At 69.9% G+C, this 16,381-nt stretch carries 14 protein-coding genes; 3 read left to right on the plus strand and 11 right to left on the minus strand.

Annotated features, from left to right (window positions below):
• Positions 1-4: 4 nt before the first annotated feature.
• From sufD to RC1_RS02345, 8 genes are all read right to left on the minus strand, one after another.
• Entirely contained in the window at positions 5-1,324 is a 1,320-nt protein-coding gene (gene sufD / locus RC1_RS02310) for a Fe-S cluster assembly protein SufD (protein WP_012565720.1), read from the minus strand.
• Between the two features lie 13 nt (positions 1,325-1,337).
• Complete coding sequence (gene sufC / locus RC1_RS02315; protein ID WP_012565721.1) at positions 1,338-2,096, minus strand: Fe-S cluster assembly ATPase SufC; 759 nt, start codon at positions 2,094-2,096, stop codon at positions 1,338-1,340.
• Positions 2,097-2,194: 98 nt separating this feature from the next.
• Positions 2,195-3,676, minus strand: coding sequence for a Fe-S cluster assembly protein SufB (gene sufB, locus RC1_RS02320; RefSeq protein WP_012565722.1), 1,482 nt, complete (start codon positions 3,674-3,676; stop codon positions 2,195-2,197).
• A 28-nt stretch (positions 3,677-3,704) separates the two neighbouring features.
• Positions 3,705-4,193, minus strand: a complete 489-nt coding sequence (locus tag RC1_RS02325) for an SUF system Fe-S cluster assembly regulator (RefSeq protein WP_012565723.1) — start codon at positions 4,191-4,193, stop codon at positions 3,705-3,707.
• Positions 4,194-4,437: 244 nt separating this feature from the next.
• Positions 4,438-5,559, minus strand: a complete 1,122-nt coding sequence (locus RC1_RS02330; RefSeq protein WP_012565724.1) for an ISAs1 family transposase — start codon at positions 5,557-5,559, stop codon at positions 4,438-4,440.
• A gap of 134 nt (positions 5,560-5,693) precedes the next feature.
• Entirely contained in the window at positions 5,694-6,635 is a 942-nt protein-coding gene (locus tag RC1_RS19790; protein ID WP_012565725.1) for a hypothetical protein, read from the minus strand.
• A 28-nt stretch (positions 6,636-6,663) separates the two neighbouring features.
• Positions 6,664-7,125: a phage holin family protein gene (locus tag RC1_RS02340; protein ID WP_012565726.1), complete on the minus strand. Its 462-nt coding sequence runs from the start codon at positions 7,123-7,125 to the stop codon at positions 6,664-6,666.
• A complete protein-coding gene (locus tag RC1_RS02345; RefSeq protein ID WP_012565727.1) occupies positions 7,122-8,243 on the minus strand; it encodes a hypothetical protein in 1,122 nt (373 codons plus the stop codon). Before RC1_RS02345 ends, RC1_RS02340 begins: the two co-directional genes overlap by 4 nt.
• Positions 8,244-9,141: 898 nt before the next feature.
• Here RC1_RS02345 and RC1_RS19795 point away from each other — a divergent pair.
• From RC1_RS19795 to RC1_RS02365, 3 genes are read left to right on the plus strand one after another with little or no spacing between them, the layout of a single operon-like run.
• Positions 9,142-9,774 carry a hypothetical protein gene (locus RC1_RS19795; RefSeq protein ID WP_012565728.1) on the plus strand — a complete coding sequence of 211 codons (633 nt, stop codon included), beginning with the start codon at positions 9,142-9,144 and terminating at the stop codon, positions 9,772-9,774.
• Positions 9,775-9,778: 4 nt separating this feature from the next.
• Positions 9,779-10,591: a response regulator transcription factor gene (locus RC1_RS02360; RefSeq protein ID WP_012565729.1), complete on the plus strand. Its 813-nt coding sequence runs from the start codon at positions 9,779-9,781 to the stop codon at positions 10,589-10,591.
• On the plus strand, positions 10,588-12,135 hold the full coding sequence (locus RC1_RS02365) for a sensor histidine kinase (protein ID WP_012565730.1): 1,548 nt from the start codon (positions 10,588-10,590) through the stop codon (positions 12,133-12,135). The genes RC1_RS02360 and RC1_RS02365 overlap by 4 nt, the downstream gene beginning before the upstream one ends.
• Positions 12,136-12,138: 3 nt before the next feature.
• On the opposite strand, the gene RC1_RS02370 is transcribed toward RC1_RS02365, so the two are convergent.
• The 3 genes from RC1_RS02370 to RC1_RS02380 form a co-directional block, all read right to left on the minus strand.
• On the minus strand, positions 12,139-14,685 hold the full coding sequence (locus RC1_RS02370) for a cation:proton antiporter (protein WP_012565731.1): 2,547 nt from the start codon (positions 14,683-14,685) through the stop codon (positions 12,139-12,141).
• A 191-nt stretch (positions 14,686-14,876) separates the two neighbouring features.
• Positions 14,877-15,485, minus strand: a complete 609-nt coding sequence (locus RC1_RS02375; protein WP_012565732.1) for a universal stress protein — start codon at positions 15,483-15,485, stop codon at positions 14,877-14,879.
• A 14-nt stretch (positions 15,486-15,499) separates the two neighbouring features.
• A complete protein-coding gene (locus RC1_RS02380; protein WP_012565733.1) occupies positions 15,500-15,934 on the minus strand; it encodes a CBS domain-containing protein in 435 nt (144 codons plus the stop codon).
• Positions 15,935-16,381 lie beyond the last annotated feature (447 nt).

A 16,381-nucleotide genomic window follows, 5' to 3' on the forward strand; every position in this document is an offset into this window, starting at 1 on the left:
GGTCTCAGCGCTCCCCCAGCCAGCCATGGACGGCGGCCTTGAAGTGCTCGCGCACCGCCTCCACCGGGATTTCCTCCAGCGCCTCGTCCAGGAAGGCGGCGATCAGCAGGGCGCGGGCGCGCTCCAGCGGCAGGCCGCGGGAGCGCAGGTAGAAGAGCTGCGCGTCGTCCAGCTCGCCGGCGGTGGCGCCGTGGCTGCACTTCACGTCGTCGGCATAGATCTCCAGCTCCGGCTTGCTGTCGATCTCCGCCTGGTCTGACAGCAGCAGGGCCCGGTTCAACTGGTAGCCGTCGGTCTTCTGCGCGTCCGGCCGGACGATGATCTTGCCCTGGAAGACGGCGCGGGCCTGCCCGTCGATCACGCCCTTGACCACCTCGCGGCTGGTGCCGCGCGGCTTGGCGTGGTCGATCAGGGTGGTGATGTCGGTGTGCTGCGTGCCGCGCACGGCATAGGCGCCGCTGATGCGGCAGGTGGTGCCGGTGCCCTCCAGCACGCTGCGCCCCTCGTGCCGGGAGAGTGCCGCCCCCAGGTTCAGGATGAAGGTGTCGTAAGTGGCGTCGCGGCCGACATGGGCCGTCGTCGTGGCCAGATGGATGGTGGACAGGCTCTCGCGCTGGATCTTGTAGTGGTGCAGCCGGGCGCCGGCGCCCAGCACGATCTCCGCCACGATATTGCTGAAACAGGTGGCGCTGCCCAGCCCGACATGGTGCTCGACGAGGGTCGCCTCGGCGTTCTCCTCGGCCAGGACCAGGATGCGCGGGTGCCAGGCGGCGGGCAGGCCGTCGTCGCTGCTCAGGAAGACCAGCTCCACCGGCTTCGCCACCACCGTGCCGCGGGCCAGCCGCAGCACGACGCCGTCCGTCAGGAAGGCGAGATTGAGCGCCAGCAGAGGGTGCCCGTCCAGCGTCGCCGTGCGGCCCAGATGTTCGGCCACGCCGTCGGGCGCGCGGACCAGCGCCTCGCCCAGGCTCTCCAGCGTGGCGCCGGGCGGCAGGCCGCCGATGTCGGACAGGTCGGGCCGGTAGCGGCCGCCCAGGAAGACCATGCGGTGGCTGCCGCCGTCCGGCGCCACGGTCGGGATGGACGCGGCCGGGACGGGGGCGGTCAGCGCCGGGGCGAGGCCGAAGCTCTGCCGCTCCAGCGGGCGCAGGCTGGTGAACTTCCAGGATTCCTGCCGCGGGGTGGGGAAGCCGGTCTTGACGAAGCGGTCCAGGCCGGCGGCGCGCAGCTCGTCCAGCCAGGGCAGGCCGGCGCCGGGCAGCGTCGCCGCATGCGCCTTGAACTGCTCGACATAGCTCTGGAGAGCGGGGGTTTCGGATGCCATGGCGGACACTTCCTCAGGCGGCCTCGTTCACGCCGAACTCGGCATAGCCCTTCTGCTCCAGCTCCAGCGCCAGCTCCTTGCCGCCGGTCTTCTGGATGCGGCCGTGGGCCAGCACATGCACGACGTCCGGGACGATGTAGTCCAAGAGGCGCTGGTAGTGGGTGATGACCAGCATGGAACGGTCGGGTCGGCGCAGGCTGTTCACGCCGTCGGCGACGATCTTCAGCGCGTCGATGTCCAGCCCGCTGTCGGTCTCGTCCAGGATGGCCAGCTTCGGCTCCAGCACCGCCATCTGAAGCACCTCGTTGCGCTTCTTCTCGCCGCCGGAGAAGCCGACATTGACGGCGCGCCGGATCATCTCGTCCGTCATGTTCAGCGCGCCGGCCTTCTGCCGGATCAGCTTCAGGAACTGCATGGCGTCCAGTTCCTTTTCGCCCTTCGCCTTGCGCAGGGCGTTCAGCGCCTCCTTCAGGAAGGTGGTGTTGCTGACGCCGGGGATCTCCACCGGGTACTGGAAGGCCAGGAAGACGCCGGCGGCGGCGCGTTCCTCCGCCTCCTTCGCCAGCAGGTCCTCGCCGTCCAGCAGCACGCTGCCCTCGGTCACCTCATAGCCCTCGCGCCCGGCCAGAACGTAGGAGAGCGTGCTCTTGCCCGACCCGTTGGGCCCCATGATCGCATGCACGGTGCCCGGCTCGATCGTCAGGTCGATGCCCTTGAGGATCGGCTTGCCGTCCACGGTGGCGTGCAGGTTCTTGATTTCGAGCAGCGGCATGTCTCTGATCCCCGATCGCGGCCCGGTGGCCGCAGCGTTTCCTCGATAATGCCCGGAGCGGCGCCGGGCCCTGGTAAGTGCGGGTGGGGGGAGGGTGGTCAGCCCACGCTCCCCTCCAGGCTGATAGCGACGAGCTTCTGGGCCTCCACCGCGAACTCCATCGGCAGCTCCTTCAGGACCTCCTTGCAGAAGCCGTTGACGATCAGGCCGACCGCGTCCTCCTCCGCCAGCCCGCGGGAGCGGCAGTAGAAGAGCTGATCCTCGCTGATCTTGGCGGTGGTCGCCTCATGCTCGACGCGGGCGCTGCGGTTGCGGTTCTCGATGTAGGGCACCGTATGGGCGCCGCAGCGGTCGCCGATCAGCAGGCTGTCGCACTGGGTGTAGTTCCGCGCCCCGTCCGCCTTCGGCAGGATCTTCACCAGACCGCGGTAGGTGTTCTGCGCGCGGCCGGCGGAGATGCCCTTGGAGACGATCGTCGAGCGGGTGTTCTTCCCGATATGGATCATCTTCGTGCCGGTATCGGCCTGCTGCATGTTGTTGGTGATGGCGACCGAATAGAACTCGCCTACCGAATTGTCGCCCTGGAGGATGCAGCTCGGATACTTCCAGGTAATGGCCGATCCGGTCTCCACCTGGGTCCAGGAAATCTTCGAGTTGCGGCCGCGGCAGGCGCCGCGCTTGGTCACGAAGTTGTAGATGCCGCCCTTGCCGTTCTCGTCGCCCGGATACCAGTTCTGCACGGTGCTGTACTTGATCTGCGCATCGTCCAGCGCGATCAGCTCGACCACGGCAGCGTGGAGCTGGTTCTCGTCGCGCTGCGGCGCCGTGCAGCCCTCCAGATAGCTGACGTAGGAGCCTTCGTCCGCGATGATCAGGGTGCGCTCGAACTGGCCGGTGTTTTTCGCATTGATGCGGAAGTAGGTGGACAGTTCCATCGGGCAGCGCACGCCCTTGGGGATGTAGACGAAGCTGCCGTCGGTGAAGACGGCGCTGTTCAGCGTGGCGTAGAAATTGTCCGAATAGGGCACGACCGAGCCCAGATACTGGCGCACCAGCTCGGGGTGGGTCTGGATCGCCTCGGAGATGGAGCAGAAGATGATGCCCTTCTCCTCCAGCTTCTTCTTGAAGGTGGTGGCGACGGACACGCTGTCGAACACGGCGTCCACGGCCACGGCCGGAACGTCGCCCGCCCCCTCCACGCCGGCCAGGATTTCCTGCTCGCGCAGGGGGATGCCCAGCTTCTCGTAGGTGCGCAGCAGCTCGGGATCGACCTCGTCCAGGGACTTCGGCTTCTCCGTCACCTTCGGCGCGGCGTAGTAGTAGGAGTCCTGGAAGTCGATGGGCGGATACTTCAGCATCGCCCAGTCCGGCTCCGTCATGGTCAGCCAGTGCCGGTACGCCTTCAGCCGCCATTCCAGCAGCCACTCGGGCTCCTGCTTCTTGGCCGAGATGAACCGGACGATGTCCTCGTTCAGCCCCTTCGGCGCCATCTCCGATTCGATGTCGGTGAAGAAGCCGTACTTGTACTTCGTCTCGGTCAGGTTGCGCACCTGTTCCAGGGTCTGATCCGTGGCCGCCATGTCTCTCCTCCGAACCCCTTCGTTTCCGTCAGCCGGCCAGTGCCGCGCGCCGCACCTTGTCCTCGGACCGGGGGTCCGTGGCCAGGGCCGGAGCGATGCCGAAGTCCGGTATGGACGGTAGTGCCATGTCTGCCAGCGACACCCCGTCGAGCGCGCGGCGCACGGCTTCGTTCACCTTGTCCCAGCTTCCCCGGCGCGGGCACAGCGACTGCACCCCGCAGGCGCCCTCCGCCCCGTCCACGCAGTCGGTCAGCGCGATGGGGCCGTCGATGGCTTCGATGATCTCCGCCACGGTGACGTCCGTGTCTTCGCGCAGCAGGGCGTAGCCGCCCGCCGCCCCGCGCTGGGAAGCCAGGATGCCGCCGCGGGCGAGCTGTTTCAGCAGCTTCTGCACCGTCGGCACCGGCAGGCCCGTGCGCTCGGCCAGCGAGGCGGCGGTATGCACCGGCGCGTCGCTGCGCGCCATGGCGGTCAGAACCACCACGGCATAATCCGTCAGCTTGCTGAGCCTGAGCATCCGCCCTCCCGTTCCGGGGGGTCCTCTCCCGGACCGGCCCGGGAAGGGCGCTCCGGAAATCGGACCAAACTGGTACACATTAAGTGCGACCATATGGACCGGAAGTCAAGGTCCCGGGGCCGGTCCCCCATGCATCCCCGCGGCGGGAGCCCTGCACCCGGAGGGGGAACGATCCCCGCCCGGACGGACGCGAAGATAATCCGATTTCCCGGCAAGGAAAGGGCCCCGCGGCACTGCCGCACGGCTATCGCATTTGCCCGAGGATGGTTCGGGCATAGTCGTCGGACCATCCGGCGCGTTTTCTGCGGAGGCGGATGGAATCCTGGTTGTTGGCGGAGCGGACGACGTTGAGTGCGAGTTTTCGGAGTGTGGCGAGGTTTTCCGGGCCATGGTCCTTGCGGTTACGGGCGCGGTCTTCGTCGAAGGAGGTGTCGAGCACCCAATGGACGGCGGCCTCGATGCTCCAGTGGGCGCGGACGGCGCGGGCGAGCGTCTTGGGCTCCAGCGCGGCGGAGGAGAGATAGAGGGTTCGGGTGGCGGTAGTGCGGCCGTCGGGGCTCGTGACCGTGCGTTCGACCAGGCCCAGGATCTTCAGGCCCGGCAGTACGGCCTCGTCGGGGAAACGTCGGTCGGAGGCGAGCCAGGCCACGTCGTGGCTTACCCAGTGGCGGCGCACCTCGATACGACCGTGGTCGGCATCGGTGGTGACATGGGGCACGGCCAGAACCGTTGCCGGGTCCGCGAAGTAGCGCTCAACCTCGGCCCGTAGCGCAGGGCGGTTGTCTTTCAGCGGAAAAAGCCAGTCGCCGCCCCGCTCCAGGATGGTCTGCGCCGTCCGCTCCTGCGCGTGCAGAGCGTCACCGGTTACCAGCACACCCTTGAGATCGAACAGTTCCAGCAACGCCCGCGCCGCCACGATCTCGTTCTCGCCCGCGGCCACCGCCCGCTGCCCCACGATCATCCGCGCGCCGGACGCAAACGCGCTCACCACATGTAGAGCCGAACGCCCCGCCGCCCGGTCGAAGGAGCGCCGTAGCGTCTTGCCGTCAATGGCCAGGACCCCGGCCCCATCCTCCCCCAGATGATCAAGGAACTGCTGGAAACAGCGGGAAAACGCCACCGGGTCCAGAAGCCGGAATACCCGTGAAAACGTGTCGTGGCTGGGCAGCCCGCCGGGAAGCTCGAGGAACTCCTCGAACAAGGCCCGCCGGTCCCGCGCGAAGGTCGCAAAGTCCACGCAGCTTTCCGCCCCGCAGATCGACGCCGTCAACGCAATCGTCAGAACATCCAGAAGAGCGTGACGCCGCGCATTCCCTGTCCGCGGATCGGGAAGACCTTGAAACGAAATCCGAAAAATTCCAGCCATCGACCCCTCCCATAAATCAGGGCCGACATACAGAATCCATTTCCCAACACCGCGCTACAAAACTTTCCCTAATGCGATTCCCGTGGGCACTGCCGGCGGGGCCCTGGTGGGGCGGGAGCGATGGGGGAGGGGCGTCAGCGGCTGCCGGCGTCCGCCTTGCTCCGGGTCGGGTCGTCGGACCGGCTGCCGGTCAGGCCGCGCTCGTCCGCTTCCCGTTCCGCGGTTTCGCGCGCAGCGTCCACGCCGGCCTGGAGCGCGTGCTTGGCCACGTCCGTCGCGTCCCGTGCCGTTCCCTCGCCGCGCTGCCAGAGATCATCAGCCAGGCGGTCGCGGTATTGGCCCAGCCATTCGTCTTCGGTCCGGGTGGAGGGCAGGGTGGCCCCGACCGCGGCCCCCAGGGCGAGGCTGAGCAGCCCCGCAGCCAGCGGATGCTCCTCCACCATGTCCCAGAAGGACTCGGTGGCATAGCCGGCACGCTGGCCGGCATCGTGCATCAGCCCGCTGGCGCGGTCGCTCCAGGAGCCGCCGCCCTGGCCGGCGCCGTAGCTCGCGTAACTCGATCCGGGGCCGTACAGGTCATCCCCGTACAGATCCTCGTCACGCGAATCATAGTCGGCGATACGGTCGTAGCCGGCGCCCGTATCGATGTTCCGGCCCGAGCGGCCGGAGAAGCGGTCGCGGGCGTGCTCCATCGCATCCCCGGCCCGGTGCCGCACCGCCTCGAAGCGGTCGCCGGCCCGTTCGCGCAGATGCTCCGCGCCTTCGCGCAGGCTGCTCATGGCCTGCCCGATCCGGCCGCCTTCGTGGTCATGCATCCCGCGGGTGCGGTCGCCGGCCCAGCGCCCTTCGCCGCCGAAGGCGGAACCGCCGTAGCCGGCCCGCCCCGTCTCCGCCGACCGGCCACCGCCGGACAGCAGCATCCAGCCGACCCCGATGCCGATCAGGGCAAGGGGGACGGTGTTGTCCTGGAGCATGCCGCCCCAGCCCCGCTCGTCCTCTCCATATCCACCCCGGCCGTACAGGCCGGTGTCGTCGCCGAAGCTCCGGGCGTACCCGCCCTGGTAATCGTAGCTCATCTCGCTCCTCCCTTGGCCGGTGCGGCCGTCAGCGGCCGATCTGGGCCTTGGCCCAGCGTCCGTCCTCCTTCAGCGTCTCCACCGTGCGCCGCGGCTGCAGGTTATCGGCCGACAGCTTGCTGCGGCCGGACAGGACCATGATCCCGCCGATCAGCAGCACGGCGCCGCCGACGATCAGGGCCGCGGCCCAGGGCTCCACGACGGTGGCCAGCGCCAGCGTCGCCGACAGCAGCAGGAAGATCAGCCCCAGGAAGCAGACCGCCCCGCCGACCGTCAGGTTGATGGCGCCGCGGGTGGCCTGGGTTGCCTTCTCCGACAGCTCCGCTCGGGCCAGTTCCACTTCCTTGCGGACCAGATCACCCGTCTCCTGCGCCAGATCGGTCAGCAGGGCGGTCAAGGGGCGCTCAGTGCGCCCCGCCTCGGGCCGGCCGTCCAGCCGGTCCTCGGGACCGGGCGCCCCGGACCCGCCGTGCGCGCTTTCGGTGCTCATGGCTTGCTGCTCCCCTGCGAGGTGGCCGGCTTCTGCGAGGATGCTCCGTCCTGAGCGCTTTCACGCTTCCCGGCGGTGCCGGATGCAGCCTTGCCGGAGGTTCCGCCGGCAGCGGCTCCCGAACCGGAAGTCATTGTCCCGGACGGGGTGGTTCCGGCGCTGCCGAGGCCGGTGCCGAGCCCGCCACCTGCACCGCCCGGTCCGGCGCCCGTGCCGGTTCCGCTGCCGCCGGGTGTGCCGGCGCGGCTGCTGCCGGTATCGCCCAGCCCGCCCGGACCCGTACCCCCCGGGGCGGCACCCTGCCCGCCTGCGCCCGCATGCATGGGCGCGGTCGCTCCCACCGGGCTTTCGACATTGCGCCCGCGCAGACCGTCCGCGGCGGGATAGTGCGCGTACTCGTCGGCCCGCGACGACCGGGTACGCAGGGGGCGCGTGCGCTCGTCCATGCCACCGCTGGCGCCGTAGCTGCCCACGTCGTCATCCCGGTCAGGGGTGTAGGCACGGCCGCCGGCCCCCCGCTGGCCGCTGGACCCGGACCATCCGCCGCCGCTGCCATAGGATGCCCCCGCATAGGGGGTTCCCTGGCCGGATATCCGCGCCCGGCGCCGCTCGCCCGAGGCGCGCAGGAACCGCCCCAGTGCCACCCCGGCCAGCATGGCGCCGCCGATGAACATCTCCGGCTGCCGGCGGGCGAAGGTCTCCGTCCGCGACAGCAGGTCCTCGAAGCCGTACCGGCTCACCTGCTCGGCCAGATCCTCCACCTGTTCGGCGGCCATGCCGACATAGCGGGCAGGGAAGCCCTGGTCCTGGTCTCGGAGCTGGCGCTCTGTCTGGCGCAGCGCCGTCGCGATGCCGCTGATCTGGTCGGCAGCGAAAGTCTGCTGCCGTTCGTACTGGCCGCGGACCTTGGCACGGGCCGTCTCGGTCAGCCGCTCGCCCGTCTCCCGGGCCCGTTCCGACAGTTCATGGGCCATGCCCCCCGCCGTCGCTCCGCCCTTCGTGTCGGACCCGTTGCCAGCGGACCCCTTGCCCGCGGCCGTCTGCCCGCTGCGGGTCCGGTCGGTCGTCTCCTGCGACCCGCCCTGGGGCGTCGAGCCGGTCCTTTCGCCCATCGCCATCTTCAGGCCTCCTCGTTCCGGTGGTCGGCCGCCGGGCTCGCGCCGGGCAGGCGCCGGATGGCGCCGCACGGTCCCCGACGGCCGACGGATCGCCCCGACAACAGGAGGTCCGGGGTTTCGTTCCGGAGCCGGAGGCCCGACCGGGCAGGCATGCCACGGGCGGATGACCGCTGCGGTGCATCACGGCGCCGGTGCGGGTTGACCCCCGCGGTCCCGGGGCGCACGCTGTGCCTGTGCCAAGGGGAGCGGAGGTTCCCGGAGGCCACCACCCGACGGGTCGCAAGACCGTCGGAAACGCGGCTGGATTTAGAGCGGCAGGGTCCCCGCCCTCGTGCGGTTGAAAGCGATCCCAGCCCATCCGGCTGAAGCCTGAACGGCGTGAGGGCGGGAAGTGGCTCCACTTCCCGCCCTCGCCGTTTCACCGGCAGGGCAGCAGCCCCCGCTGGACACGGCGATCCCCGGTCCTCAATCCCTGGCCACCGATCCCCGCCCCCAGACGTCCGGCAACCCACGGCCCACGGCACCCGGCAAGACGCCCACAAAGAAGATGCAAAATCTTTCTATCTCTGCGGCTCTGTCCATACTCCAGGATAAAGGAGCAAACCCCGGGTTTAATACCCCGCTTGCGCAGCGACTCAACTGTTCTGGGGCTAAGAAGGGGTAGTTCCCGGTTTTCTTAATCCTCGGTTCATCATCCAGGCCAATTTTGGCCCTAGAAAGACTGCAAAGCGGGCGCCTTCCTGTCACGCTCCTCTTTCCTGATGGGGTATGATCCCCGTCGGTCAGGCGGGCAACCGGCCTGTCCCGGGCATCCGGCGGCAGGACAGGACGGCCGACCGGTATTCTTCAGCGCCGGTATTCTTCAGCGCCGGTATTCTTCAGCGGTGGAGTCCCTCCAGTGACGCATGCGGCTGGCATCAGCGGAACGGTGGCGATCGGACGGACCCTCGGGGCCGCTTCCGACGTCGCCGTCGGCTCCGGTCCGTCCCGCTCGGTCCCGGGCCGGGGCGCGGACGGACTGCTGACCGGGGCCGTCTGCCTGCTTGCGGCCGCGGTGCTGCTGGTGAGCTGTGCCGATCCCGGCAGCCGCCCGCCGGAGCCGACCCCGGTGGCGCTGACGGTTCCGGGGCCGCCCCCGGCGCCGCCCGCCCGGGTGCCGACCTCGCCCGTGCCCCGGCCGAAACCGCCGGTTCCGGTGACGCAGCTTGCCGGTGTGCCGGCGGCCCTGCCCGGTCCGTCGGCAGCCCCGCCACACCTCCAGGAGACATCCTTCGATCCGAAGACCCTGGTGGGCATGACCGAACAGGAGACGATGCGCCTTCTGGGGCAGCCCTCCTGGACGGAGGAGATCCCGCCGGCCAAGACCTGGCGTTACGCCAACGACCGGTGTGTCCTGCGCGTGTTCTTCTTCATGGAGATGACGACGCGCGACTTCCGAACCCTTTCCTATGAACTGACCAGTACGGACGACCAGCCCAATGTCGCTCAGCAATGCTTTGCCGAACTCGTCGCCCAGGCCTGGCACCCCTGACCACATGCCGGCGCCGGCCCCCGTTGCCCGCGTCGCCCTGGTGGACGACGACGACCTGTTCCGGGAATCCCTGGGCATGAACCTCACGGACGAGGGGTTCGAGGTCGTGCCGTTCGACCGTGGCCATACCGCGCTCGACTACTTCGCCGGGGGCGGCACCGCCGACCTGATCCTGCTGGACTGGCGCATGCCCCGGATGGACGGGATCGAGACCCTGCGCCAGCTCCGCGCCCGCAACATCGACATCCCGGTGATCTTCCTGACGGTGCTGTCCGACCAGATCTACGAGGAGACGGCCCTGACCGGCGGTGCCGTGGACTTCGTGGAGAAGTCGCGTTCGCTGCCGATCCTGCTGAAGCGGATGCAGCTCATCATCCAGGGCCGCAAGCCCGGCGGGGAAGAGGGACCGGGCGCCCCGTCCGCCGCGACGGATGCCGCCGGCGCCGGTGGCCAGATGTTCCGGCGCGGGCCGCTGGAGCTGAAGCTGGAGGTGGCCCGCGCCTTCTGGGCCGGCAGCCGCATCGACCTGACGCTGACCGAGTTCAACATCGTCAAGCTGATGTCCACCCGTGCCGGCGAGGACGTGTCCTACCGCGACCTCTACGATCTGGTGCATGGCAAGGATTTCGTCGCCGGCTACGGGCCGGCCGGCTACCGGGCCAATGTGCGCGCCTTCATCAAGCGCATCCGGCACAAGTTCCGCGCCGTGGATGCCGGGTTCGACGAGATCGAGAACTATCCCGGTTTCGGTTACCGCTGGTCGGACCGGCACCCGGCCGAGTATGTCGGCGGCATCGGTGGCCGGGACCGCGCATGAGCCGATCCGGCCGGGGCTGGCGCGGCACAGGCCGCTGGCTGCTGCGGTCGCTCGCCGGTCGGCTGGTGCTGGTCTCGATCGTCTTTCTGGCGGTGCCGCTGCTGATCTACGAGCAGTTCCGCAACGCCGATGCGGAGAAGCAGATCCTGCTGCTGCGCAGCGCGCAGCAGCAGGGCCAGCTCATCGCCCGCGCGGTCGAACCGCTGCTGGCCGGTCTGGACGGCCCGTCGCTGGCCGGGTTGGGCCAGACCCTGACCCGATTCTCCGACGAGAACACCCGCGTGCGTGTGCTGCTGCGGCCCAACGCGCCGGGCGGCGTCACCGGCCGGGGATTCTACTACGTCGCCTCCGCTCCGGCGGTGCCGACCGCCATGCTGGACCTGGAGCGCGAGCGGCTGATCGAACAGGGCGTCCTGGTCCGGCTGGCCGCGTCCTGCGCCGGTGACCAGGCGCTCGCCATTCCGGTGCCGACGGAGAAGGGCGGGGTGGAGCTTCTGACCTCCATCACCCCGATCAAGACGGAGATGGGCTGCTGGGCCGTGGTCACCTCCCACGCCGCCGCCGCCTATCTCGGGCTCGGCATGGGCCAGCCCTACTGGCGGACGCCGGAGGTGCAGGCGGCGGCCCTGGTCTACATCGCCATGGCGGCGCTGGTGCTGGTGCTGCTGCTGGAGGTCTGGCGCAATCTGCGCCGTTTCGGCGAGCTTGCACGCGACATCGTCATGCACCGCGGCCCGGCCGGCAGCTTCTCCGAGCAGAACACCGTACCCGAACTGGAGCCCGTGGCGGAGGATTTCGACCGGCTGGTGGCGACCCTGCACAGCTCCGCCGTCAATCTGCGCCGCGCGGCAGAGGACAACGCCCACGCCTTCAAGACACCGATCGCCGTGATCCGTCAGGCCGTGGAGCCGCTGAAGCGCCTCATTCCCCCCGAGGATGTCCGCGGTCGCCGCGCCATCGACATGATCGAGGGCTCGGTGGAGCGGCTGGACGGGCTGGTCTCCTTCGCCCGCCGCATGGACGAGACGGCGGCCGACCTGCTGGAGCCGCCGCGCCAGCGGGTGGACCTGTCCGCCCTGCTGGAGCGCGTCCTGCTCGGTTACCGCAACGTGCTGGAAGAACGGGGGGTGACGCTCCTGCCGCGGATCGAGGGCGGCCTGGTCGTCCGCGCAGGAGAGGAACTGCTGGAAACGGTGATCGAGAACGTGGTGGACAATGCGCTCAGCTTCTCTCCCGCCGGCGGCTCCCTCCGGGTCGCCTGCAAGCGGGAGGGCGCGCGCATCCTGCTGTCCGTGGACGATGAGGGGCCGGGCGTTGACCCGGCCAACATGGAGCGGATCTTCGAGCGCTACTTCAGCCAGCGCCCGGTCGCTCCCGGCACGGCACTGGCGGAGCCGGCGGGAGCATTGCCGGACGGCATGCCCCACTACGGCATCGGCCTCTGGATCGTCCGCCGGAACGTGGAGGCGGTGGGCGGCCGGGTGGACGCGGAGAACCGGCCGGACGGCGGCTTCGGCATCCGCATCCGGCTGCCCGCCGTCTGAGCTTCAGCCCGCCGACGGCAGCCGGCGGGCGGCGGCGATCTCCTCGACATGGCCGCGCAGATCGGCGTCTTCGTCCAGCAGGCGGTGGAAGTCGCGCCGGTCCAGCACCAGCAGCCGGCAGTAGGCCAGCGCCACCACGTCGGCGTTGCGCGGCCGGTCGTCCAGCAGCGCCAGCTCGCCGAAGAAGTCGCCCGACCCCAGCCGCACCGGCTGGGCCAACCCCGGCAGCGTCACCGCCACGGCGCCGGAGGAGATGAAGTACATGCTGTCGCCGCGCTCGCCCCGGCGCACCAGCACCTCGCCCGGCATGGCAAGGCTGGGTCGGAGCAGCCGCTCGATCCGGCCCAGCCGGTCGGGCGCCAGCCCGGCGAACAGCGGGACGCGGCCGATCAGCTCGGTCGTGGACAGACCCAGATCCAGCCGCGGCGGCTCCTCCACCTGGGTCCGCCGGCGGCGCAGGTCGCGCTCCAGGTCGGCCAGGATCTCGCGGCTGATGATCGCCTCGTCGAACAGCCGGCGCATGGTCCGTTCCTCCACGCGCAGGGCGGCCCGGGTCAGGTAGCGGACCTGGACCTCCTCGACATAGGCCGGGTACTGCAGGCGCAGGGCGTCCAGCGCCTCCTGCACGGCGGCCTGGCGGGTCTGCAACACCTCGGTCAGGGTCGTGGCGGCATCACGGCCCAGCATGGGAGCCAGCAGCTCGTCGGTGAAGCGCTTGAGCCCCTCCACCACGATGCGGACGACGACGAGCTGCGCGAAGCGTTCCGACAGCTTCAGCGCCAGATAGCGGTCGGCCCCCAGCCGCCGCTGCACCCAGAGAGCCCGGCGCAGCCCACGGGAGAGCTTCACCTCCTTGCGGGCAGCCCCTTCATAGCCCTCACGCCGGGCGGCCTTGACCCCGTCCTGGAGCCGGCCGGCGTTGGCCACCAGCGACTGCACGGTCCGGCGTGAGATCACGCCGTCGCGGAACAGGGTCAGGTACAGCTCCTCCTCGCGCCGGGCCAGCGTGCTCAGCCCGATATAGACGCGGTCGTCCAGCGACAGGCCGCCGTGCCGCTCGTCCAGGTCGATCTGCTCCTGCGCCAGCGCAGCCCCGCGCTCCAGCAGCGGGGCCACCGCCGGGGCCGGGTTGATGTGGAAGTCGCGGGCGATCGTTTCCACGTCCTGGCGGACCCGGCTCAGCGACAGACCGAAGGCGCGGTTGCGCAGGGCCTCCTCCACCGGCGACAGCCGGTTCAGCCCGACCAGCCGGATCAGCGGCCGCAGGGTGGTGCCCTGCACGAACAGGGTGAACAGCACGAAGCCGGTGGCGACGACGGCCACCATCTCCTGTGTCGGCTCGGGCACCCGCCGGTTCTCCGTCACCGCCAGCGCCAGGGCCAGCGACACGGCCCCGCGCAGCCCGCCCCACAGCATCACCGCCTTGTAGGGGCCGCTGATCCGGTCCGCGGCGCCGATGGCGGTCAGGCCCGGCAGCATGCCGTAGATCACCAGGGCGCGGGCCAGCAGCGCACAGACGACCAGCGCCGCCAGCAGCAGCATGTGCCCCCACTGCGCCTCCATCAGCGTCGGCGGGATCAGCATGGAGGCCAGCAGGAAGATCAGCGAGTTGGCCCAGAATCCCAACTGTCCCCAGACATTGCGCAGGCCCTCCCAGCTCTCCGGGCTGATCCGGGTCCGCCCCTCCGAGGCGATGACCAGTCCGGCCGTCACCACGGCCACCACGCCGGAGACCTCCAGGTAGCGCTCCGCGATGATGAAAGCCAGATAGGCAAGGCTGACGGTCAGGCTGATCTCGCTCTGCGGCAGGTTGCGCAGCGGCGTCACGATGATCCCGACCAGCCAGCCCATCAGGACTCCGACGGCGATGCCGCCGAAGAACTTCACGAGGAAACTCAGGGCCGCTCCCGCCCAGTCGGCCTCGGCCATGCTGCCGGCCGGTCCGCGCGCCGTCAGCATTCCCAGCAGCAGGGTGAACAGGGCGATCGCCGCGGCGTCGTTGAACAGGCTCTCGCCCTCGACCAGGATCGACAGCCGCCGCGGCGCGCCAAGGTCCCGGAAGATGCCGACGACGGCTGCCGGGTCCGTCGTGGCGACGATGGCGGCCAGGGTCAGGCAGACGATGATGGCATGGGTGCCCAGGGTGCCTTTCCAGACCCACCAGGCGCCGGCCATGCCCAGCCCGGCGATGATGGTGCAGAGCACCACCGCCACCACGGCCAGGATCATCACCGGCCAGAGATCGTCCAGCAGGCGCCGGACATCCACCGACAGCGCCGTCTCGAACAGCAGCACCGGCAGGAAGATGTAGAGGAAAGCGGAAGAGGAGAGTTCCAGGTCCGACAGCGCGGTCAGGAAGTCGCCCGCCGGCCCCAGTTCGCCGGCAGTGCCGCCGCCGGTGATCCACAGCCGGCTCACCCCCAGCGCCACGCCGACCGCCGCCAGCAGCACCGTGTAAGGCAGGCGCAGCCGGCGCGCGAGCGGCGGCAACAGACTGACCAGCGCCAGCAGGCCGGCCACGGCGAGCAGGGTAGGGATGAGAGTACCCATGGCGGGGAAAGAGTCCGCAACGACGGAGCGATGTCCGCACTATAGGAGACGCGGACGACCCCGCAAGCGACGCCTGCGCCAGGGAGCCGTGAGATTTCAGGGGGACGGGACGGATCGTCCGCCTTGCTCCGGCCCCATTCCCGCTCCCGTTCCCTGCCGCCGACTCCCGGACCGGCATCCGCGCTGCCGGATCAGGCCAGCCGGTCGATCTGCGTGTCCGTCAGGTTGCCGGGCACGACCACCAGCGGGATTTCCAGCGTGCCGGCCAACTGCCCGGCCAGCCAGGAGATCAGTTGCCCCTTGCGCACGGAAGGCGGGGCGGCCCCGACGACCAGGGCATGGATGTCGCCGTCCTCCCGGATGGCGGCCAGGATCTCGGCCCCCAGGGTACCGCTGCGGATCTGCACCTCCGGCCGCAGCCCCGTCAGGTCATGCACCTCCGCGGCCATCCGGTGCAGCAGCCGCTCGGCCTCCTCCCGGCGCTCCTGCTCCATCGCCTGGGCGATGCTCATCCACTCCCCGAACTCGGCCGGTTCCGTGACGTGCAGCAGGGCGAGCAGCCCGCCGACATTGGCGGCGCGCAGCGCGGCGAAGCGCAGCGCGGCGCGGGACTGCGGGCTGTCGTCCACGCAGACCATGAACTTGAACCGCTCCGGCGCGCTGGCGGCGTCCGCCGTCCGGGAGGCCGTCCGGGATGCGGCCGAGGGAGCGGGCAGGGCCCCGGACAGAGCCGTGGCGAGGGGGGGAAACGCCAGCGGCGGTCCCTGCGGCGCACCGGGCGCCGGGCGCATCGTCAGCATGCGTCCTCCTCCGCTCAGATGCCGCCGGCCACGTACTGGCGCAGGCTCTCGACCTCCTGGGTGGTCTCCTCCAGCCGGTGCTTGACCACGTCGCCGATGCTGATGAAGCCGACCAGCCGGCCACCCTCCATCACCGGCAGATGGCGGAAGCGGCCGGAGGTCATCTTGGTCATGACGCTGGCGACCGTGTCGGACGGGGCGCAGCCGACGACCTTGCGGGTCATCAGGTCCGACACCTTCCTCTCCATCACGGCGGCTCCGTGCTCGCCCAGGCCGCGCACGATATCGCGTTCGGAGATGATGCCGGCGATGCCCCCGTCATCGTCGATGGCCAGCGCGGCGCCGATGCGGTTGACGGTCAGCAGGCGGACGACGCTGCCGACCGTTTCGGACGGGCGCGTCGTGATGATGGCGGAACCCTTGGTTCTCAGGATCGCGGACACATGCATGGGCCGTCCCCTTCCTTCCCTGTTCCGGACCGCCGCCGTTCGGGACGGTCCCTGTCTCCCGGATCGTCGTCCTCTTCTGGGGGCGTCTTCGGCGCGCCCTGGATCGCGGTCTCTGGCGGACCGCGCTCGTTGTCGCGGTCTCTGGCGGACCGCGTTCTGGTCACTGCCCCTTGCGGGGCGTTTCCCGGCCGGTTCCGGCATCGGGGGCACCTGTTGCAATCAGGGAACGCCATGCTGCGGCGCACGCGCAAGCGCTTTATGACGCTGCCGGGTCAGTCCTGTCGGAAAGGAAGCGATGGCGGCAGCTGGCGGGAGCGGGGCTTTCCCTGCGGCAGACGTGATCCGGACCTGTCCGTTACAGGCCGTCAGGTCCGGCAGGGCCGTTTCGTCAGGGCTTTGTCTCTGGAACTCCCGGGTCAGGATCGTTCCGGGATGCCCGCCATGAAA

Source organism: Rhodospirillum centenum SW (assembly GCF_000016185.1).
GTDB lineage: Bacteria > Pseudomonadota > Alphaproteobacteria > Azospirillales > Azospirillaceae > Rhodocista > Rhodocista centena.

Excerpts from the sequence above, each read along its gene's own strand:
- RC1_RS02380 (WP_012565733.1), bottom strand. The coding sequence starts at position 15,934 with ATGCATGTGTCCGCGATCCTGAGAACCAAGGGTTCCGCCATCATCACG.
- sufD (WP_012565720.1), bottom strand. The coding sequence starts at position 1,324 with ATGGCATCCGAAACCCCCGCTCTCCAGAGCTATGTCGAGCAGTTCAAG.
- RC1_RS02360 (WP_012565729.1), top strand. The coding sequence starts at position 9,779 with ATGCCGGCGCCGGCCCCCGTTGCCCGCGTCGCCCTGGTGGACGACGAC.
- RC1_RS02330 (WP_012565724.1), bottom strand. The coding sequence starts at position 5,559 with ATGGCTGGAATTTTTCGGATTTCGTTTCAAGGTCTTCCCGATCCGCGG.
- RC1_RS02345 (WP_012565727.1), bottom strand. The coding sequence starts at position 8,243 with ATGGCGATGGGCGAAAGGACCGGCTCGACGCCCCAGGGCGGGTCGCAG.
- RC1_RS02375 (WP_012565732.1), bottom strand. The coding sequence starts at position 15,485 with ATGCTGACGATGCGCCCGGCGCCCGGTGCGCCGCAGGGACCGCCGCTG.
- RC1_RS02340 (WP_012565726.1), bottom strand. The coding sequence starts at position 7,125 with ATGAGCACCGAAAGCGCGCACGGCGGGTCCGGGGCGCCCGGTCCCGAG.
- RC1_RS02365 (WP_012565730.1), top strand. The coding sequence starts at position 10,588 with ATGAGCCGATCCGGCCGGGGCTGGCGCGGCACAGGCCGCTGGCTGCTG.
- sufC (WP_012565721.1), bottom strand. The coding sequence starts at position 2,096 with ATGCCGCTGCTCGAAATCAAGAACCTGCACGCCACCGTGGACGGCAAG.
- RC1_RS02325 (WP_012565723.1), bottom strand. The coding sequence starts at position 4,193 with ATGCTCAGGCTCAGCAAGCTGACGGATTATGCCGTGGTGGTTCTGACC.
- RC1_RS19790 (WP_012565725.1), bottom strand. The coding sequence starts at position 6,635 with ATGAGCTACGATTACCAGGGCGGGTACGCCCGGAGCTTCGGCGACGAC.
- sufB (WP_012565722.1), bottom strand. The coding sequence starts at position 3,676 with ATGGCGGCCACGGATCAGACCCTGGAACAGGTGCGCAACCTGACCGAG.
- RC1_RS02370 (WP_012565731.1), bottom strand. The coding sequence starts at position 14,685 with ATGGGTACTCTCATCCCTACCCTGCTCGCCGTGGCCGGCCTGCTGGCG.